Here is a 17,365-nt window from a genome sequence, read left to right on the forward strand (position 1 = left end):
CCTTATCCGCCAAACAGCTCGGAGAACTGCTTCTTGTCGGCATCAGTCTGATCGAGAACCTTCTGGGTGTCGATAGACATGATGTTGATCTTGGTGCCTTCCGGCAGCCAGGCAGGACGGCCAACACCTTCCTTGGCAGGCAGATAACCCTGCTCGAGCGCCAGCTTCTGGCCGTCATCCGACAGGATGAAATCCACGAACTTCTTGGCGCCATCGACATTCTTGGCGGTTGCCATGATCGCGACCGGTTCAGTCACCGCGGGCACGCCTTCCGACGGGAATACGAACTCAACCGGCGAACCCTTGGCCTTGGCATTGAGCGCCATGAAGTCAACGAGAATGCCATATGGCTTTTCGCCACTCGCAACCGACTTCAGCACAGCGCCATTGCCTTTGACGCTTGCCAGCTCGTTGGCCTTGAGGTTCTTGAAGTAATCCCAGCCCAAATTCTTGTTGAGCGCGAAGCCGCTCAGCAGATAGGCGGCAGCGCCGGAGTAAAGCGGGCTCGGCATGACAACCTGACCCTTGTAGTCGGCCTTGGCAAGATCGGCCCAATGTTCAGGCTTCTGTGACGCGCCTGTGTTGTACGCTATGCCGGTGGTGATCAGTTTGGAACCGAAATAAGTCTTGTCGGCATCGTAGCTATCTGCGGCGAAACCATCGACCTTGGCCTCTGGATAAGCAAGCAAGCGCTTGTCCTTCTTGAGGCCTTCCATCGTCACCGCATCCGCAATGAGAAGAACGTCGGGCTGCGGTGCGCCAGCCGCAAATTCGGCAGCAAGCTTGGTGAGGAGTTCGCTCGTGCCCGAGCGGAAAATCTGCACATCCGTATCGGGATTGGCCTTGCGGAACGCTTCAACCGTCTTGGTCGCATCCGCTTCCGGCTGCGAGGTATAAAGCGTCAGCGTATCGGCCTGCGCCACGGCGATGGAAAGAGCAAGAAGCGCAGGTACGACAGCGGCCCGCTTCAACATCTTGTTCATGGGATTCGCTCCTCGAATTTCTGTGTAATGTTCGCCAGCATGACCAGCGATGCCGGTGCGATCCTGACGCGTGCGAAGTGATAACGCGCAGATACTGCCATGGCGATAGGCACGTTCATTTCCATTCATGGTGCACCTGTCAAACATCCTGCAACGTGAAACCGGAAAAGCAAAAGCCTTCCGGCGGAATCATTCCATCGGAAGGCTTGTAAGGCATTGAGGCAGTTGCCGAACAGCCATCCGTTTCTCCTGATTTGGAGAGATGCGGATGGCATTAGAGGAATTGCACTGCGGTTTTATGACAGCCGCAACCTATCCCCGGCGAACCGTTCGGCAGATCAGATAACGATCTCGGCGACATGCGCAATCTGTGCGCCAGCCTCGTAATAGGCTTCGCGCAGACCACGGAAATTCTGTTCCTTCGGATCGCTGACCGGCAGCGGCAGGTCGTCTTCCTTGATCTCACCTGAAACGAGTTGCGAAAGCAGTTTTCCGAAGACGGTACCCGGCGCGATGCCGCGGCCATTATAACCGGAGAACCCGACGACATTGCGCGCCAGGCGATGGAATTTCGGCAGGCTGTCATCGGTCATGCCGATCTTGCCATACCATTCGGCTTCGAACTCGACTTCGCCGATTTGCGGGAACAGTCGCTTCAACGACTTCTTGGCCCATGCCTTGTGCACGGCAGCACCCGTGTTGCGCAGCGCACCGACGCTGCCGAACACCAGGCGGCCTTGGCTGTCAAAACGGAAGGACGAAAGCACTTCCTTCGTATCCCATACACCCTGACGCTCCGGCAGAATGCTCTTCTTGAGATTGTCCGACAGCGGCTTTGTAGCCATGTTGAAATATGGCAGATGGACCAGTTCGGCGCGAACTTCCGCCCACGGCGCATTGGTATAGGCGTTGGTTGCCACCACGACCCAGTTGGCCGTTACGGAACCCTTGGCGGTCTTGACCACCCATTTGCCGTTCTTTTCCTCAGCGCCGGTCACGGGGCTTCCGGTAAAGATGGTCGCGCCAGCAGCAACGGCGGCATGGGCAAGCCCGCGCACATAGGCCAACGGCTGGATCGTACCGGCGCGCAGATCGAGCAGCGACCCGGCATAGGCATTCGTGCCGACCTTGGCTTCGGTTTCTCTCGCATCAAGCAGCTTCACATTCGCGCCACGGCGCGCCCACTGCTCATAACGATCTTCAAGTTCTTTCAGACCCTTCTTGCCGACGGCGCAATGAAGCGTGCCCTGCTTCTCGACTTCACAGGCAATCTTGTGTTTCTCGATAATCTCAAAAACCAGCTTCGGCGCATTGCCGAGGACATCGAGCAGACGGTCGCCATATTTGTGGCCAAGCACGCCGGGCAGATCATCCGGCATGACCCACATGCCCGCGTTCACCAGGCCGACATTGCGTCCCGAACCCCCATATCCGATCTCGATGCCTTCAAGCACGATGGCCCGCGTGCCTTTTTCGGCCAGATGCAAGGCCGTCGACAGGCCGGTGAAGCCGCCGCCCACAATCACCACGTCCGCAGTCAGATCACCTTGCAGCGCAGTCGTCTTGGGAGCGGCAGGGGCGGTCTTTTCCCAAAGACCATGGGAGCGCGGATCGTTCAGCATCGAGACAACCATTTCATACCGAGCATTTCCAGCAAAAGTGTGAAGCGGTTTTGCGTTCGGAAATGCGTAAAAACAAACAGTTAGAGCGGTTCCCGGTCTTTTTCATGATCGACCGCTCTCGTGGAATACGGGCACCCTGCCCGGTTGTTTCTATTTCACGCCGCGAAAGCCGCTTGGACAGCGTTATTTGCGCAACAATTCATTCCGGTTTGGAATGAACCAGCATCGAATAATCCGTATTTCCAACCTGTCCGGCAATCCACTGGCAGAAGACCTGCGTCAGCGGGTTTTCCAGTTTTCCTTCCGGGACAACGAGATAATATTCATTCTCGGTCCGCATCGGCTTCTCGAAAAGCATGACCAGTTCACCGCTGCGCAACTCCTGCTCGATCAGATATAGCGGCAGAAGCGCGAAACCCAGCCCAGCCAATGCTGCACCTATAACCATCGAGAACTGGTCGAAACGGTGGCCGCGATAGGCCGACTGTCCTTCGACGCCGCAGCTTTCAAACCATTGCGCCCACATTTTGGGTCGTGTCGCAAGATGCAGCAAAGGTTCGTTTTCAAGTTCTTCCGGAGCGGACGGATGACGGGCCTTCAACAGGCTTGGACAAGCGACCGGCACAATAACCTCACTACACAGGAAAGTGCAGGTGGCGTGGGCCCATACCGGCTGTCCATAATGGATGGCCAGATCGAAGGGCTGTTCCTCGAAATCGAAAACGCCGGAACGCGACGCTACATTCAACGCGATCCCCGGATGCTTCTCGACGAAATCAGGAATGCGCGGCATCAGCCAGCGCGTGCCGAATGTCGGCAGGGTCGCCACGCTGAAAGAAGAGGTGGACTGCGCCGAAGCCATGGCGCGCAACATCGTATCCTCTGTCTGATTGAGAAGACGCCGCACTTCCGGCAGAAACTTGCGGCCGGCATCGGAAAGCAGAATGCGCTGGCGAATGCGCTCGAAAAGCAGCACGCCGAGCTGGCTTTCGAGATCCTTGATCTGACGGCTGACAGCGCTTTGGGTGAGATTGAGCTCGTGCGCGGCCTGGGTGAAACTTCCGTGACGGGCAGCACATTCAAAGGCTTGCAGCGTGGCGATGTCCGGGATCAGTCTTCTGCTCAGCTTCATTCCATTCTCGCATTAACATAGTTGCTTTCGTCGCAAGCATAACCGCAAAACGGTCTATATGATACATTTTCATCATAATCCATGCATGATCCTCCCAAACAAGACATGCGCCACCCGAAGATGCCCCACTCGACGGAAATTTTCGCCATGAAAGACCAGAAATTCGTTTCGCCGGACACCATTCGTTCCGCCTTCTCGGCTGCGATGTCTGCCATGTACAAGCAGGAAGTGCCTGCTTATGGCACATTGATGGAACTCGTTGCCGATGTGAACGCCAAGGTGCTGGCGGATGACAGCCACCTGCATGAACGCCTGACGGAAACAGATTCGCTTGAGCGCATCTCGGAAGAGCGCCACGGCGCAATCCGTCTCGGCACTGCTGCCGAGCTTTCCATGATGCGCCGCGTGTTCGCGGTCATGGGTATGTTCCCGGTCGGCTATTACGATCTGAGCGCCGCTGGCGTTCCGGTCCATTCGACAGCCTTCCGCCCGGTCGCCGATGCCGCCCTGAAACACAACCCGTTCCGCGTCTTCACCTCGCTTCTGCGCCTTGACCTCATCGCCGATGAAAAGCTGCGCGCTGAATCGGAGGAAGTTCTCTCCAAGCGCAACATCTTCACCGCTGGCGCCATCGCGCTCGTCGAAAAGGCGGAAGCTGAAGGCGGCCTCAACGATGAAGATGCCAAGGCCTTCGTCGCTGAAGTGCTGGAAACTTTCCGCTGGCACGATCACGCCAATGTCAGCGCCGAACTTTATCATCGCCTGCATGATGCACATCGCCTCATCGCCGATGTCGTTTCCTTCAAGGGTCCGCATATCAACCATCTGACGCCGCGCACGCTCGACATCGACGCCGTGCAGGCCCAGATGCCGGAACGCGGCATCAACCCAAAAGCAGTTGTTGAAGGCCCACCAACCCGCAAGTGCCCGATCCTCCTGCGCCAGACCTCTTTCAAGGCGCTGGAAGAAGAAGTATCCTTCGTCAACCCGGACGGAACCTGGACACCGGGTTCGCATACCGCCCGTTTCGGCGAGATCGAACAGCGCGGCGTGGCGCTCACGCCAAAGGGCCGTGCGCTTTACGACAAGCTTCTCAACGACACCCGCGCTATTGCCCGCCCTGCCCCGGACGGCTCGAATGCGGCTGAATATGTGAAGGCGCTGAGCGATACTTTCGCGGCCTTCCCCGATACATGGGCTGGCGTGCGTGAGGAAGGCCTCGGCTACTTCGCCTATTCGGTCAAGGATGCGGCACGTCTTGCAGCTTTCAAGCCGGATACCGATATCGAGGTTCTGATTGAAGCAGGCGCAGTTCAGTTCGACCCGATCATCTATGAAGACTTCCTGCCGGTCAGCGCTGCCGGTATATTCCAGTCCAATCTGGGCGACGACGAAACGCAGGATTTTGTTGAAAGCCCCAACCAGAAGCGTTTCGAGGATGATCTGGGCGCGAAAGTGCTTAATGAATTCGAGCACTATGCCCGCATCGAACGCGAATCCATCGAAGCCGTTCGAGCAGGCCTGAAGGGCCTCGAAGCGGCGGAATAAACGCATAACCCCGAAAAGTTGCAAACTTCTCGGACAGGATTATGCGCAAACAACTCATACAGAGAGGAAAGCCATGAACACCGCTGTTAGAAAAATCGACGTGAAGAAGGAAGCCGCCGATCTGCTTTCCAAACTCGGCGTGGATGCATCCGCCTATACCGGTGGCGACCTTGCCGGTTTCAGCCCTGTTTCGGGCGAACAGATTGCTGCGGTCAAGACCCACAGCAAGGAAGACGCCGTCAAGATCATCGACAAGGCCGACGAAGCCTTCCGCGCCTGGCGCAACGTTCCAGCACCAAAGCGCGGCGAGCTGATCCGCCTGCTCGGTGAAGAGCTGCGTGCTTCCAAGGAAGATCTTGGCCGTCTCGTTTCGCTCGAAGCTGGCAAGATTCCTTCGGAAGGCCTCGGCGAAGTGCAGGAAATGATCGACATCTGCGATTTCGCGGTCGGCCTGTCGCGCCAGCTGTACGGTCTCACCATCGCAACCGAACGCGCTGGCCATCGCATGATGGAAACCTGGCATCCGCTCGGCGTCGTTGGCGTTATCTCTGCCTTCAACTTCCCCGTCGCCGTCTGGTCGTGGAACGCCGCTCTTGCAATCGTCTGCGGCAACTCGGTCGTCTGGAAGCCGTCTGAAAAGACCCTTCTGACCGCTCTCGCCTGCGATGCGATCTTCAAGCGTGCCCTGAAGCGTTTCGGCGATGCGCCGGAAGGCATCTCCCAGCTTCTGCTCGGTGATCGTGAAATCGGCGAAGTCCTCGTCGACAGCCCGAAGGTCCCGGTCGTTTCGGCAACCGGCTCGACCCGCATGGGCCGCGAAGTCGGTCCGCGCCTTGCCAAGCGTTTTGCTCGCGCAATTCTCGAACTTGGCGGCAACAATGCCGGCATCGTCTGCCCGTCGGCCGATCTCGACATGGCGCTGCGCGCAATCGCTTTCGGCGCAATGGGCACCGCTGGCCAGCGCTGCACCACGCTGCGCCGTCTCTTCGTGCATGAAAGCGTTTACGACGCCCTCGTCCCGCGTCTGCAGAAGGCATATGCCAGTGTCACTGTTGGTTCCCCGCTTGAAACCAGCGCTCTGGTCGGTCCGCTGATCGACAAGGTTGCTTTCGACAACATGCAGAAGGCGCTCAAGGAAGCGGCTGCTCACGGCGGCAAGGTACAGGGCGGCGAACGCGTCGATGCTGGCCATGAAAACGCTTACTATGTGCGTCCGGCCATTGTCGAAATGCCGAAGCAGGAAGGCCCGGTTCTCGAAGAAACCTTCGCTCCGATCCTCTACGTCATGAAGTATTCGGACTTCGACGATGTTCTGGCGAGCCACAATGCTGTCGGCGCAGGTCTTTCCTCGTCGATCTTCACGCTCAACCTGCAGGAAGCAGAGCGCTTCCTTTCGGCTGAAGGTTCGGATTGCGGCATCGCCAACGTCAACATCGGCACGTCTGGTGCGGAAATCGGCGGCGCATTCGGCGGCGAAAAGGAAACCGGCGGCGGTCGTGAATCGGGTTCGGACGCGTGGAAGGCCTATATGCGCCGCGCAACCAACACCATCAACTACTCGAAGGCTCTACCGCTGGCACAGGGCGTTTCCTTCGACATTGACTGATCGGTCTGGTTCAGGATCAAAAGAAAACCCCGCTTCGGCGGGGTTTTTTATTGGCACAACATCAGCGATTAGCGGAGATTGTGGTTATGACATGCCGAAAATCGTGGCTTTTGAGAACCGGCGCGCAGCGTACTTGAGTACGTGAGCACCGGAAGCGCAGAAAGACGCGATTTGCAGGCCGTCAGAACCGCAATATCACCCCATGCGTTCGGAGGCGAAGGAACCGGGAGAAGCAGGGAATACGACGGTGCGGTTGCCGTTGAGGAATGAGCGGTGATGGATATGGGCGTGAACGGCTCGTGCCAGAACCTGCGCTTCCACGTCACGGCCAATCGACACATAATCGGCAGCGCTCTGTGCGTGCGTGATGCGCGCCACATCCTGCTCGATGATCGGGCCCTCATCAAGATCAGCCGTCACATAATGCGCGGTTGCGCCAATCAGCTTCACACCGCGCTCATAAGCCTGCTTGTAAGGATTTGCACCCTTGAAGGACGGCAGGAACGAGTGGTGGATATTGATGATCCGGCCCGACATCTTCTGGCAAAGCTGGTCGGACAGAACCTGCATGTAACGCGCAAGCACCACCAGTTCGGTGCCGGTATCTTCCACGATATCCAGAAGGCGCTGCTCGGCTTCCGGCTTGTTGGCCTTGGTTACGGCGATGTGATGGAACGGAATGTCGTGATTGACGACAACCTTCTGATAATCGAAATGGTTGGAGACCACGCCGACAATATCGATCGGCAGTGCGCCGATCTTCCAGCGATAGAGAAGATCGTTCAGGCAGTGGCCGAAACGCGAAACCATCAGCAATGTCTTGGTGCGGTGCGCGTTGTCGTGGAACTCAAAATTCATGTCGAAAGGGGCCGCCACGGACGCAAAGCCCTCACGCAGCACGTCGAGCGCTACGCCTTCTTCGGAAATAAAACTGACGCGCATGAAGAAGCGACCGGTGTCCAGATCGTCGAACTGGGCGCTATCGATGATGTTGCAACCCTTGCCGGCAAGATAACCCGAAATCGCGGCAACGATACCACGGGTGGACTTGCAGGTGACGGTCAGGACAAAATTATGCATCGGACTTCCTCAAATTTTCGAAGGCGCAAGCCAGGGCGACCACATCGCGAACCTAATCCACGAAGCGGCCCCGGCCATGCCAGAATGCGTAATGCACTGACGGGATTGCGCTATCAAGCGACTTTGGAAGAAAGATTGTCCAATTTTGTTTCGAGCCGCATCCCGCGTTCCGGGATGCGGACCAGCATCAAAGATGCGGGTTGCGATTACGATAGCGGGCAACCAGCGAGCGGTTCACATCGCCCGAGCCCGGCATGTTGGCGCTGAGATAGATCGGGGCGTCGCCCTCGCCCACCAACCTTGCCGCCACATCGGCAAAAACGGCATTGAGAATGGTCACACCAAGCGCGGTTGAAACCGGGCCAACTTTCAGCGCGCTGCCTTCCACTTCCAGCACCGCATCCCCCGCTGGCGCGTCATTATCCAGAACGACATCGGCCAGAGAAAGCAATTGCGTGCGCCCCTTGGCGATGGCGTTGGAATAGGTGACGGAGGTGACCGCAATAACGGCAGCGCCCTTCTCACGCGCAAATCGTGCTGCCTCGATGGGAGCGGCATTGACGCCGGAATTCGACACGACGATCAGCACGTCGCCTTCGCGAATGCCATAGCGTTCGAGAATTGGCAGCACCGCTCCTTCGATCCGCTCGAAATGCGAGCTTGCCACCGCCCCGTCCTGCAGCATGATCGCCCCGCAAAGAATGGGCACGGTGATTGCCAGTCCGCCTGCACGATAATGCAGCTCTTCCGCCATCATATGCGAATGGCCGGTGCCGAACACATAAACGCGGCGATCCGCCTTGGCCGCAGCGGCGATGAGTTCAGCCGCCCTGGCCATCGGATCGGCAAGACGATCCCGCAGGCCGGAGAGCCGGGCGATCAGATCATTGAAATAACGATCGGTGATTTCGGTCATCGGCCTTACCCCGCGATCTGCTTTTCACCCGAAAGCCACGTGGCTTTCGCAAACAATCCGTCATCAATATGGACCGCATCCATTCGCATGCCGGGGCGGAATGTACCGCGATCATCAAGACGCAGATAGCGCGCGGGGTAGTGGCTCGCCATGCGCAGCGCCTCGGCCAGCGTGAGTTCCAGCTCGGCTACGCCAAAACGAACAGCCGACGCCATGTCGAGATCGGAACCGGCAATGGTGCCATCCGCCAGCACAAGCTTGGAGCAGATGCCGCCCGGCACACGACGGACGGCGCGCCCGTTGATCTCGAAGCTTTCAGAGTCCGATCCGACCAGAGCCATGGCATCCGTCACGAAAAACAGATGCGCGTCGCCGCGCTTTGCCCTGAGCGCAAGCCGCAGCGCCATCGGATCGACATGATGGCCATCGGCAACGATGCCGCACCAGATGTCGGGATGATCGAGCGCCGCGCCTGCAAGCCCCGGTGCACGGTGGCCGATCTGGCTCATCGCGTTGAAAAGATGGGTGACACTCCGCGCACCGGCATCGAAGCGCTTGAACGCCTCTTCCGCTGTAGTGTCGCTGTGCCCGATGCTGACGACGACACCGCCATCGCTCAACCGGCGCACCTGATCCGGCGTGACCTGCTCGGCAGCAAGCGTGACCAGCAAGGTGCCGATCTGCTTTGCCGTATGAATATAGAGCGCAATATCGGCATCATTGACGGGACGCATCAGTTCCGCCAGATGCGCACCTTTCCGTGCGGGCGCCAGATGCGGCCCCTCAAGATGCAGGCCGGCAACGCCTTTGTCGGCCTTGACCGCTTCAATCGCCGCTTCGATGGCGCGGTCGCGAACCGGCGTCGTATCGGTAATCAGCGTGGGCAAAAGGCTCGTCGTTCCATATTTGCGATGCCCCTTGGCAATCGTGAACATGGTTTCAGGCGTAGGCTGATCGTTCAGCATGCGCCCGCCGCCACCATTCACCTGCGCATCGATGAAGCCGGGAGCCAGAACGCCGCCATACAGACGCTCGACCTCATGGGCCTCGCCGAGCGAGGCTTCCGGCACAATGGCTTCGATCCGGCCATCGCTGAACACCAGCGCGCTCTGGTCGTGAAAGCGCTCGCCGTCGAAGATGCGCGCCCCTGCTATTGCTGATTTTTTCGTCATACCGTCACCGTAACCTTGTTGAGATTGCGCGGCTTGTCGGGATCGAACCCCTTGCGGCGCGTGACCGCTTCAATGACGCGGTAATAATTGATGAGGGAAACCAGTGGATCGAGATGCGCGTTACCCGTGCTCGCCGATGGCAACCGGAAGCCCGGCGTTTCCGCATCGGATAGCGATACGATGCTCGCTCCGAACGAGTGCAGCCGCTTGAGCGCCTGCATGTTGGTGTCAAAGGCTTCGTCGCGTGGCAGGAAGGAAACGATCGGGAAGCCCTCTTCCACCAGACGCATCGGACCATGCATCAGTTCGGCCAGGGAGAAAGCTTCGGCGTGGATATTCGCGGTTTCCTTTGCCTTCAGCGCAGCTTCGAGCGCAATCGCAAAGGCCGTGCCGCGACCGCCGGTATAAAGCGAACGCGCATTGAACAGAAGGTTTTCTACCGCCTCGCGGCCATCGGGCCGTGTTGCAGCAAGCGCTTCCGGCAGGCGTTGCAGTCCGGCTTGCAGGCTTGCGTCACCGCTGGCAGAAGCAACGACGCCCGAAAGCGCGGCAACCGCGGCGATGAACGACTTGGTTGCAGCAACGCTTTTTTCTTCACCGGCATGGAGCGCCAGCACGACGTCGGCAGCGTTACCAAGCGGGCTATCGACGACGTTCACGACGGCGATTGTCGTTGCACCACCTTTTTTGGCGGCTTCCTGCGCCGCAACAATATCGGGGCTGGCACCCGATTGCGAAACGGTGAAATGCAGGCCGTTCTTGAGCTTCAGGTTGGAACCATAGACCGATGCCACCGATGGACCGATCGACGCGACGGGAATGCCCATCGTGATTTCCATCAGATATTTGAAGAATGTTGCCGCGTGGTCGGACGAACCGCGTGCGGCGGTGGTGATGACGGCAGGTTCGCTCTTCTGGAAGATGCGCGCGATTTCCGCGAACGTGCCTGCCTCCTTCTCAAGCAGACCGGCGACGACGGCTGGCGACTGTTCGGTTTCCTGCAGCATCAGGGAGGAAGGGCTGTTCATGGTCATTCTCCAATTTTCAGTTCCGCGACGAAGTCATAGGCATCGGCGCGATAATGCGAACGGGTATATTCGACGATCCGGTCGTCTTCGAGATGCGAGACTCGCTCGATAAGAAGTGCGGGCGCGCCCCGATGCACGCCAAGCAGGCGGGCTATGCCGGGATCGAGCGTGACCGCCGTCAGGCGTTGCAAGGCGCGTACCGGCTTGTGGCCGCGCCGCGCCAGAGCGCCGTAGAGCGAGGTTTCATCGACGCGATCCTGATCCAGAAAATGGCGTGGAACCACCGCGCGCTCAAAAGCCATCGGCACTCCATCGGCGAGACGCAGGCGGTCAAGCCGCACCACGGTCGTATCGACACCGACCCCCAGCCGGAAAGCTTCGTCCGGCGATGGCCTGTCGACCTTGTTGGTGACGACGCGCGCGCCCGGCTCCTTGCCGCGCGACAGCATGTCCTCGGAAAACGAAGTCAGGCGCCACAGATGCTGGCTGATACGTGCCGGGCGCTCCGCGACGAAGGTGCCGCTGCCGCGCCGCGCTTCCACCACGCCCTGTGTCAGCAATTCCTTATAGGCATTGCGAACGGTGATACGGCCGACGCCAAGCTGCTCCGCCAGATCGCGCTCCGGCGGCAGGCCGACAGCGGGCGCAAGCTCCCCTTCCTCGATCAACTCACCGAGAATGCGTGCGAGGTTCCGGTAAAGCGGCCCCGTAAGCTGCGGATCATGCAGGCCGCGCTCTTCAATCGCCGTGATCAATGTGGTTCTATTCATAACTTACATAATAGAACCTATATAGAACCAATGGCAAGTGACAATCTCATGAAAAAAGCCCGGTCGTAACCGGGCTTTTTCGTTAATGCGATGGCGAAGCAGTATGTGCCTCGGCTGGCGGCGCATCGCCGTTGCGTTCCGGCTCCTTGATCCGGAACCAGGCGACATAGAGCGCCGGCAGGAAGAGGAGCGTGATTGCCGTGCCCGCTATGATGCCACCCATCATGGCATAGGCCATCGGTCCCCAGAACACTTCACGCGCGATAGGGATCAGCGCCAGGCTTGCCGCCGCCGCCGTCAGGGCAATGGGGCGCATTCGGTGCTGGCTCGCCTGTGTCACTGCATCCCATGGGTGCATGCCCTCGGTGATATGCTCCTCGATCTGCACGATCAGGATGACCGAGTTGCGGATGAGAATGCCGACCAGCGCCAACACGCCGAGGATCGCCACGAAACCGAGCGGCTTGCCGCTTGGCAGCAAAGCGGCAACGACACCGATCAACCCGAGCGGTGCCACAGCCACCACAAGGAACAGCCGCTGGAAGCTCTGCAACTGTATCATCAGAACCGTTGCCATGACGAACAGCATCAGCGGAACGACCGCCGCAATTGGTCCCTGGCTCTTGCCGCTTTCCTCCACGGTACCTGCCGTCTGGACATAATATCCCGCTGGCAGCTTGTCGGCGAAGGTCTTGATGGCTGGTTCCAGATCCTTGACGATCGTATCCGGCATCGTCTTGTCGATGATGCCGGCGGCAACCGTGATGGTGGGAATACGCGACCGACGATAGATAACCGGCTGCTCCAGCTCATACCGGAAATTCGCAATCGCCGCCAAAGGCACCGAAGTCCCGTTGCCGGTTGCGATCTGGAGGCTCTGGAGCGTATCGATCGAATCCCGTTCCTGCTTCTGCGCCCGTGCGATCACGTTGATCAGGTAGATGGAATCCCGCACCTGCGTGATCGTAATCCCGCCAACGATACCGTTGAGGGTCGTTGCAATATCCTTCGAGGATATGCCGAGCTTTCTCGCCTTGTCCTGCATCACATCGACGCGAATGACCCGGCCAGGCTCGTTCCAGTTATAGTTGACAACGCCAAGCCGCTTGTCGGCGCTCAGGATACCGGCAAAATCCTGCGCCACACCCCGCAGCTTCTGGATGTCCGGTCCCGAAATGCGATACTGCACCGGACGCCCTACCGGCGGTCCAAGCTCCAGATATTTCACATAGACGTCCGTACCGACATAGTCCTTGCGCAACACCTCGTTGAACTTGTCGCGGAGCCTGTCGCGCGCTTCAATGTCCTTGGCAACGACGACCATCTGCCCGAAATAGGGGTTCGCCGGCTGCACATCGAAGGATAGGATGAAGCGGATAGCCCCTTGCCCGATATAGGTGCTCCAGTGATCCACATCCGGATTATCCCTGAGCATCGTCGCTTCGAACTTTTCCATCTGCGCTCTGGTGTCGGTGATGGAACTGTTCTGCGGCAGCGTCCAATCGAGCACCAGTTCCGGGCGGTCCGACTGTGGGAAGAACTGCCGTTCGATGAAGCCCATCCCGAAAACCGACACGGCAAAAAGTGCGATGGTCGCGATGATCGTGATCCATTTATGCCGCATGGCCGCGAGCAGGACCTGCGAGAATATTTCGAAGAAGCGGCTTCGCTTTTCTTCATGCGCCTTCATTTTCTTCGGCAGGAAGGTGACCCCCAGCAAAGGCGCAAACAGCACTGCCACGATCCACGAGACAATCAGCGAAACCGCAATTACCACGAACAATGTGAACGTGTACTCACCGGCCTGGCTGCTGTTGAGCCCGATCGGTATGAAGCCGGCAATGGTCACAAGCGTGCCTGTGAGCATCGGGAAAGCCGTACTGGTATAAACGTAGGTTGCCGCCTTGTTGATCGGATCGCCTGCCTCCAGCCGCGCGACCATCATTTCCACCGCGATCATCGCATCATCGACCAGAAGGCCGAGCGCAATGATCAGCGCACCGAGTGACACGCGCTGCAGCGATATATCCAGCAGCGACATCGCCAGGAAGGTGATCGCCAGCACCAGCGGGATCGACAGCGAAACGACAAAGCCCGCTCGAACGCCCAGACTGACGAAGCTCACCGCCAGAACGATGACGACAGCCTCGAACAGCGCTCTGGTAAAGCCGGATACCGCATCCTTAACGACTTCTGGCTGATCCGCGACCTTGAAGACATTCACGCCAACGGGCAGTTCCTGCGTCACCTGGCTCATCATCTTGTCGAGCGCTGCACCAAATTCCAGCAGATTGCCGTTCGGCTTCATGCCGATGCCAAGGCCGATGGCGTCCTGCCCGTTGACCCGGAAAATCGATGTCGGCGGGTCGACATAGCCACGCGTAATCGTCGCCACATCGGAAAGACGGAAGAAGCGATCATTGACGCGCAAATTCACCGCGCGCAGGTCGGCTTCCGACGTGAATTGCCCGCTGACACGCACGCTGATGCGTTCCGGACCGGCTTCCACGACACCGGAAGGCGTAATGGCGTTCTGGTCCTGCAAGGCTTGCAGGATTGCCTGCTGGTCCAGTCCGAGCGCCGCAACCTGACGTGTGGAGAATTCCAGATAGATCGCCTCGTCCTGCGCGCCGATCAGCTCAACCTTGCCGGCATTCGGCAAGGTGAGAATTTTCGCTCGCGTGCTTTCGGCATAGTCCCGCAGTTGCCGCATCGAAAGACCATCCGACGTGAAAGCAAAGACATTGCCGTAAACATCACCGAACTGGTCGTTGAAATATGGCCCGAGAACGCCTTGAGGCAGTGTGTTCTGAATGTCGTTCAGAAAGTGACGCACCTCGGTCCATGATTTTTTGACCTGTTCGGCGCGCGCCGTATCTTTCAAAAACACGAAAACGACCGATTTGCCCGCCGTCGTTATGCTGCGGGTATAGTCGAGCGTATCGAGTTCCTCTAGCTTCTTTTCCAGCCGGTCCGTAACCTGATTGAGCGTTTCCTCAACGGAGGCTCCGGGCCAGTTGGCCTGCACGACCATCGTCTTGACGGTAAATTCCGGGTCTTCCTCCCGGCCGAGATCGATATAGGAAATAAAGCCCGCGACTAGAAAGACGAGCATGAAGTACCAGACCAGGGACCGATGGTTCAGAGCCCAGTCAGACAGATTGAATCCTTTCTTCACAGACCCGTTCCTTTCGCGTCCAGGCGGACTTTCTGTCCTTCCTTCAACTCATTCACACCGGCAATCGCAACGTAGCTTCCGATATCGACACCCTCGGCGACAAAACTGCCGCCGCGCCGCTCGATAACCTGCACGTCGTGAAGGGAAACCGTCTGTTTGCTGGGGTCGATGACCCAGATTCCGGTCTTGCCGTTTTCCTCGTGCAAGGATTGGATCGGGATCGTTACCAGGTTCTGTTCGGGTGCGTCCATCGCCGCCCGGATCGTCGCGCCGAGGCGAAAGCCGTCGGGCGGATTGTCGAGGGCAATGCGCACGCGCCGCGTGCGCGTCTGGGGGTCCGCCTGCGGGGCGACCTCACGCACGGTCCCCTTTCCGGTCACAGTCGGATCGGCCTGAAGCTGCACATTGAATGGCGTGTCCTGTTCAAAATATTGCGTCATGCTGTCGGGAATATCGAGGACCGCTTCTCGAACATCCGGACGTGCGACCGTCATCACGGTTTGTCCTGCGGCGACAACCTGCCCCACTTCGGCGCTCGTTGCGGAAATGACGCCATCGTAATCCGGGCGCAACACGGCATAGCTGCGCTGGTCCTGCGCCTTTTTCAGACCCGCCCGGGCCTTTTCGAGCCCCGCGTGAGCGCTATCCCGCGCCTGCCTTGCCGCATCATAATCGGCCTGGGAAACATTATTGCCCTTCAGCAGGATACGCTGGCGCTCCTCGCTTGCCGAGGCGTTGGCAAACTGTGCTTCCGCGCTCGCCAGATCGGCCCGCGCGGACTGGACGGCAAGATCGAGATTGGCAGGATCGAGCATGGCCACCATCTCGTCCTTCTTTACAAGATCACCCACCTGAACAGGCCGATTGATGATCCGGCCCAGCACACGGAAGGCAAGATCGGTGGAATAACGAGGCTCGATCGTACCGGCAAAGCCCGTCTGCGTTACAGGCTTGGGCTCGACCACCATGTAAAGGACCGGACGCGCGACGTCCGAATCCGCCTGCTTGTCTTCTTCCTTGCCACAGGCGCTGAGCAGAACCGCCGCGCCAAGCAAGGCGACATAACCCGCCGCGCGGATCGTGGGAAACTGGATTGCCGTTTTCATTGTGCAACGAGCCCTTCCTGTTCCGGCATGATCTCGGCCGGTTCGCCTGAACGCAGCATCTGCGCACCCTTGGTGACGATCAGCTCGCCTTCCTGTAGCCCGCTCTCAACGAGCAACCGGCCTTTTTCGTAGGCGAGCACCTTGATCGGAACCAGCGTTGCCACTTTCGAATCCTTGGAAAGCCTCCAGACAGCCGTGCGTCCTGCATCCGAGGTCATCGCGCTCCATGGCAGAACGACGACCTTCACACTTTCCATATGAACCGTGCCCGTCACCGTGGCGCCCAACGCCATCTGGGGCGGGGTTTGCGCTATCCCGACCTTGACCCGCACAGTGCCGGTCTGCGCATCGACCACCGGCGAAATTTCGCGGATCTTTCCTTCGGCGCTTATCGAAGCATCGGAGAGAAGGGAGATCGTCACACCCATCCCGATCTTGGCATGGTTGACCAGCGTTTCCTGCACGTCGAAGACCGCATCGCGCGGACCGTCCTCGGCAATGGAAAACGCCGTCTGCGCTGCCTGCACCACCTGACCGGCCTCTACATTGCGCGCGGTGATCACGCCTGAAACAGGCGCCTGCAACTCGGTGTAGGACAGTTCGTCGCGCGCGTTGTTGAGCTGGCTTTTCGCACTGGCAAGGGCGCTTTGCGTCGTCTGAAGGTTCTGGGTTGCCTGATCATAGGTGCTGCGCGTCGTAAACCCTTGCGCCCAGCAAGGCCTTCTGTCGTGCAAAGTTGGCTTCCGCCTGCACCAGCTGCGCCTGCGCGGCATCCTTGGAGGCTTGCGCAACGCGCAGATTAGCCTGCTGTTCGACATCGTCGATACTGGCGAGGGGCTGTCCCTTTTCCACATGCTGGCCGACTTCGACCAGACGCTGAACCACCTGACCGTTCAGCCGGAACGACACATTGACAAGCGATCGCGCCGCTATCGACCCGGATAATGTCAGCTTTGGCTGATAATCACTGGCGACCGCTTTGACCGCCGCCACCGGGACGACATTGAGTTCATCCGCCCGCGCCTGAAACGTTGCGCCCGGCACAAGCAGCCCCATGCAGGCAAGGACTATGATGGCCATCCCGAAACGGGGAAAAACGTGCCGGTTCACGACGCGCCCTCCTCCATTCCGCAAACCGTAAACAAATGAATTTACTGCCATTTACACGAATCTCGCTGGTTCGGTTCGTTTGAGAGTGCAACGAAAGCCACGCACGCGAAAGCG

Annotated in this window: 12 protein-coding genes and 1 pseudogene; 2 read left to right on the forward strand and 11 right to left on the reverse strand. The window is 58.8% G+C overall.

Features of this window, described 5'->3' with window-relative positions; genetic code table 11:
* Positions 1 to 2: 2 nt before the first annotated feature.
* From OINT_RS08930 to OINT_RS08940, 3 genes are all read right to left on the reverse strand, one after another.
* Positions 3 to 983: an ABC transporter substrate-binding protein gene (locus OINT_RS08930; RefSeq protein ID WP_006472861.1), complete on the reverse strand. Its 981-nt coding sequence runs from the start codon at positions 981 to 983 to the stop codon at positions 3 to 5.
* Between the two features lie 338 nt (positions 984 to 1,321).
* Complete coding sequence (locus OINT_RS08935) at positions 1,322 to 2,605, reverse strand: NAD(P)/FAD-dependent oxidoreductase (RefSeq protein WP_006472860.1); 1,284 nt, start codon at positions 2,603 to 2,605, stop codon at positions 1,322 to 1,324.
* A gap of 199 nt (positions 2,606 to 2,804) precedes the next feature.
* Complete coding sequence (locus tag OINT_RS08940; protein ID WP_006467474.1) at positions 2,805 to 3,737, reverse strand: LysR family transcriptional regulator; 933 nt, start codon at positions 3,735 to 3,737, stop codon at positions 2,805 to 2,807.
* 147 nt (positions 3,738 to 3,884) lie between these two features.
* Between OINT_RS08940 and hglS the strand changes: the two genes are divergently transcribed.
* Together hglS and amaB are read left to right on the forward strand one after the other, a co-directional pair.
* Positions 3,885 to 5,285, forward strand: a complete 1,401-nt coding sequence (gene hglS, locus OINT_RS08945) for a 2-oxoadipate dioxygenase/decarboxylase HglS (RefSeq protein ID WP_006472858.1) — start codon at positions 3,885 to 3,887, stop codon at positions 5,283 to 5,285.
* Positions 5,286 to 5,358: 73 nt separating this feature from the next.
* Entirely contained in the window at positions 5,359 to 6,891 is a 1,533-nt protein-coding gene (gene amaB / locus OINT_RS08950; protein WP_006467476.1) for an L-piperidine-6-carboxylate dehydrogenase, read from the forward strand.
* A gap of 195 nt (positions 6,892 to 7,086) precedes the next feature.
* Here amaB and purU read toward each other — a convergent pair whose 3' ends face one another.
* The 8 genes and pseudogenes from purU to OINT_RS08990 form a co-directional block, all read right to left on the reverse strand.
* On the reverse strand, positions 7,087 to 7,971 hold the full coding sequence (gene purU, locus OINT_RS08955; RefSeq protein WP_006467477.1) for a formyltetrahydrofolate deformylase: 885 nt from the start codon (positions 7,969 to 7,971) through the stop codon (positions 7,087 to 7,089).
* Positions 7,972 to 8,158: 187 nt separating this feature from the next.
* A complete protein-coding gene (locus OINT_RS08960) occupies positions 8,159 to 8,887 on the reverse strand; it encodes an SIS domain-containing protein (protein WP_006467478.1) in 729 nt (242 codons plus the stop codon).
* Between the two features lie 5 nt (positions 8,888 to 8,892).
* Positions 8,893 to 10,059, reverse strand: a complete 1,167-nt coding sequence (gene nagA / locus OINT_RS08965; protein ID WP_006467479.1) for an N-acetylglucosamine-6-phosphate deacetylase — start codon at positions 10,057 to 10,059, stop codon at positions 8,893 to 8,895.
* Positions 10,056 to 11,087 carry an SIS domain-containing protein gene (locus OINT_RS08970; protein WP_006472855.1) on the reverse strand — a complete coding sequence of 344 codons (1,032 nt, stop codon included), beginning with the start codon at positions 11,085 to 11,087 and terminating at the stop codon, positions 10,056 to 10,058. Before OINT_RS08970 ends, nagA begins: the two co-directional genes overlap by 4 nt.
* A gap of 2 nt (positions 11,088 to 11,089) precedes the next feature.
* On the reverse strand, positions 11,090 to 11,857 hold the full coding sequence (locus OINT_RS08975; protein WP_006467481.1) for a GntR family transcriptional regulator: 768 nt from the start codon (positions 11,855 to 11,857) through the stop codon (positions 11,090 to 11,092).
* A gap of 82 nt (positions 11,858 to 11,939) precedes the next feature.
* Positions 11,940 to 15,035: an efflux RND transporter permease subunit gene (locus OINT_RS08980; protein WP_006467482.1), complete on the reverse strand. Its 3,096-nt coding sequence runs from the start codon at positions 15,033 to 15,035 to the stop codon at positions 11,940 to 11,942.
* Positions 15,032 to 16,141, reverse strand: coding sequence for an efflux RND transporter periplasmic adaptor subunit (locus OINT_RS08985; RefSeq protein WP_006467483.1), 1,110 nt, complete (start codon positions 16,139 to 16,141; stop codon positions 15,032 to 15,034). The genes OINT_RS08980 and OINT_RS08985 overlap by 4 nt, the downstream gene beginning before the upstream one ends.
* Positions 16,138 to 17,302 (reverse strand): annotated as a pseudogene (locus tag OINT_RS08990) (efflux RND transporter periplasmic adaptor subunit). The gene OINT_RS08985 and the pseudogene OINT_RS08990 overlap by 4 nt, the downstream one beginning before the upstream one ends.
* Between the last annotated feature and the right edge of the window lie 63 nt (positions 17,303 to 17,365).

The organism is Brucella intermedia LMG 3301, assembly GCF_000182645.1.
In the GTDB taxonomy this organism is placed as follows: domain Bacteria; phylum Pseudomonadota; class Alphaproteobacteria; order Rhizobiales; family Rhizobiaceae; genus Brucella; species Brucella intermedia.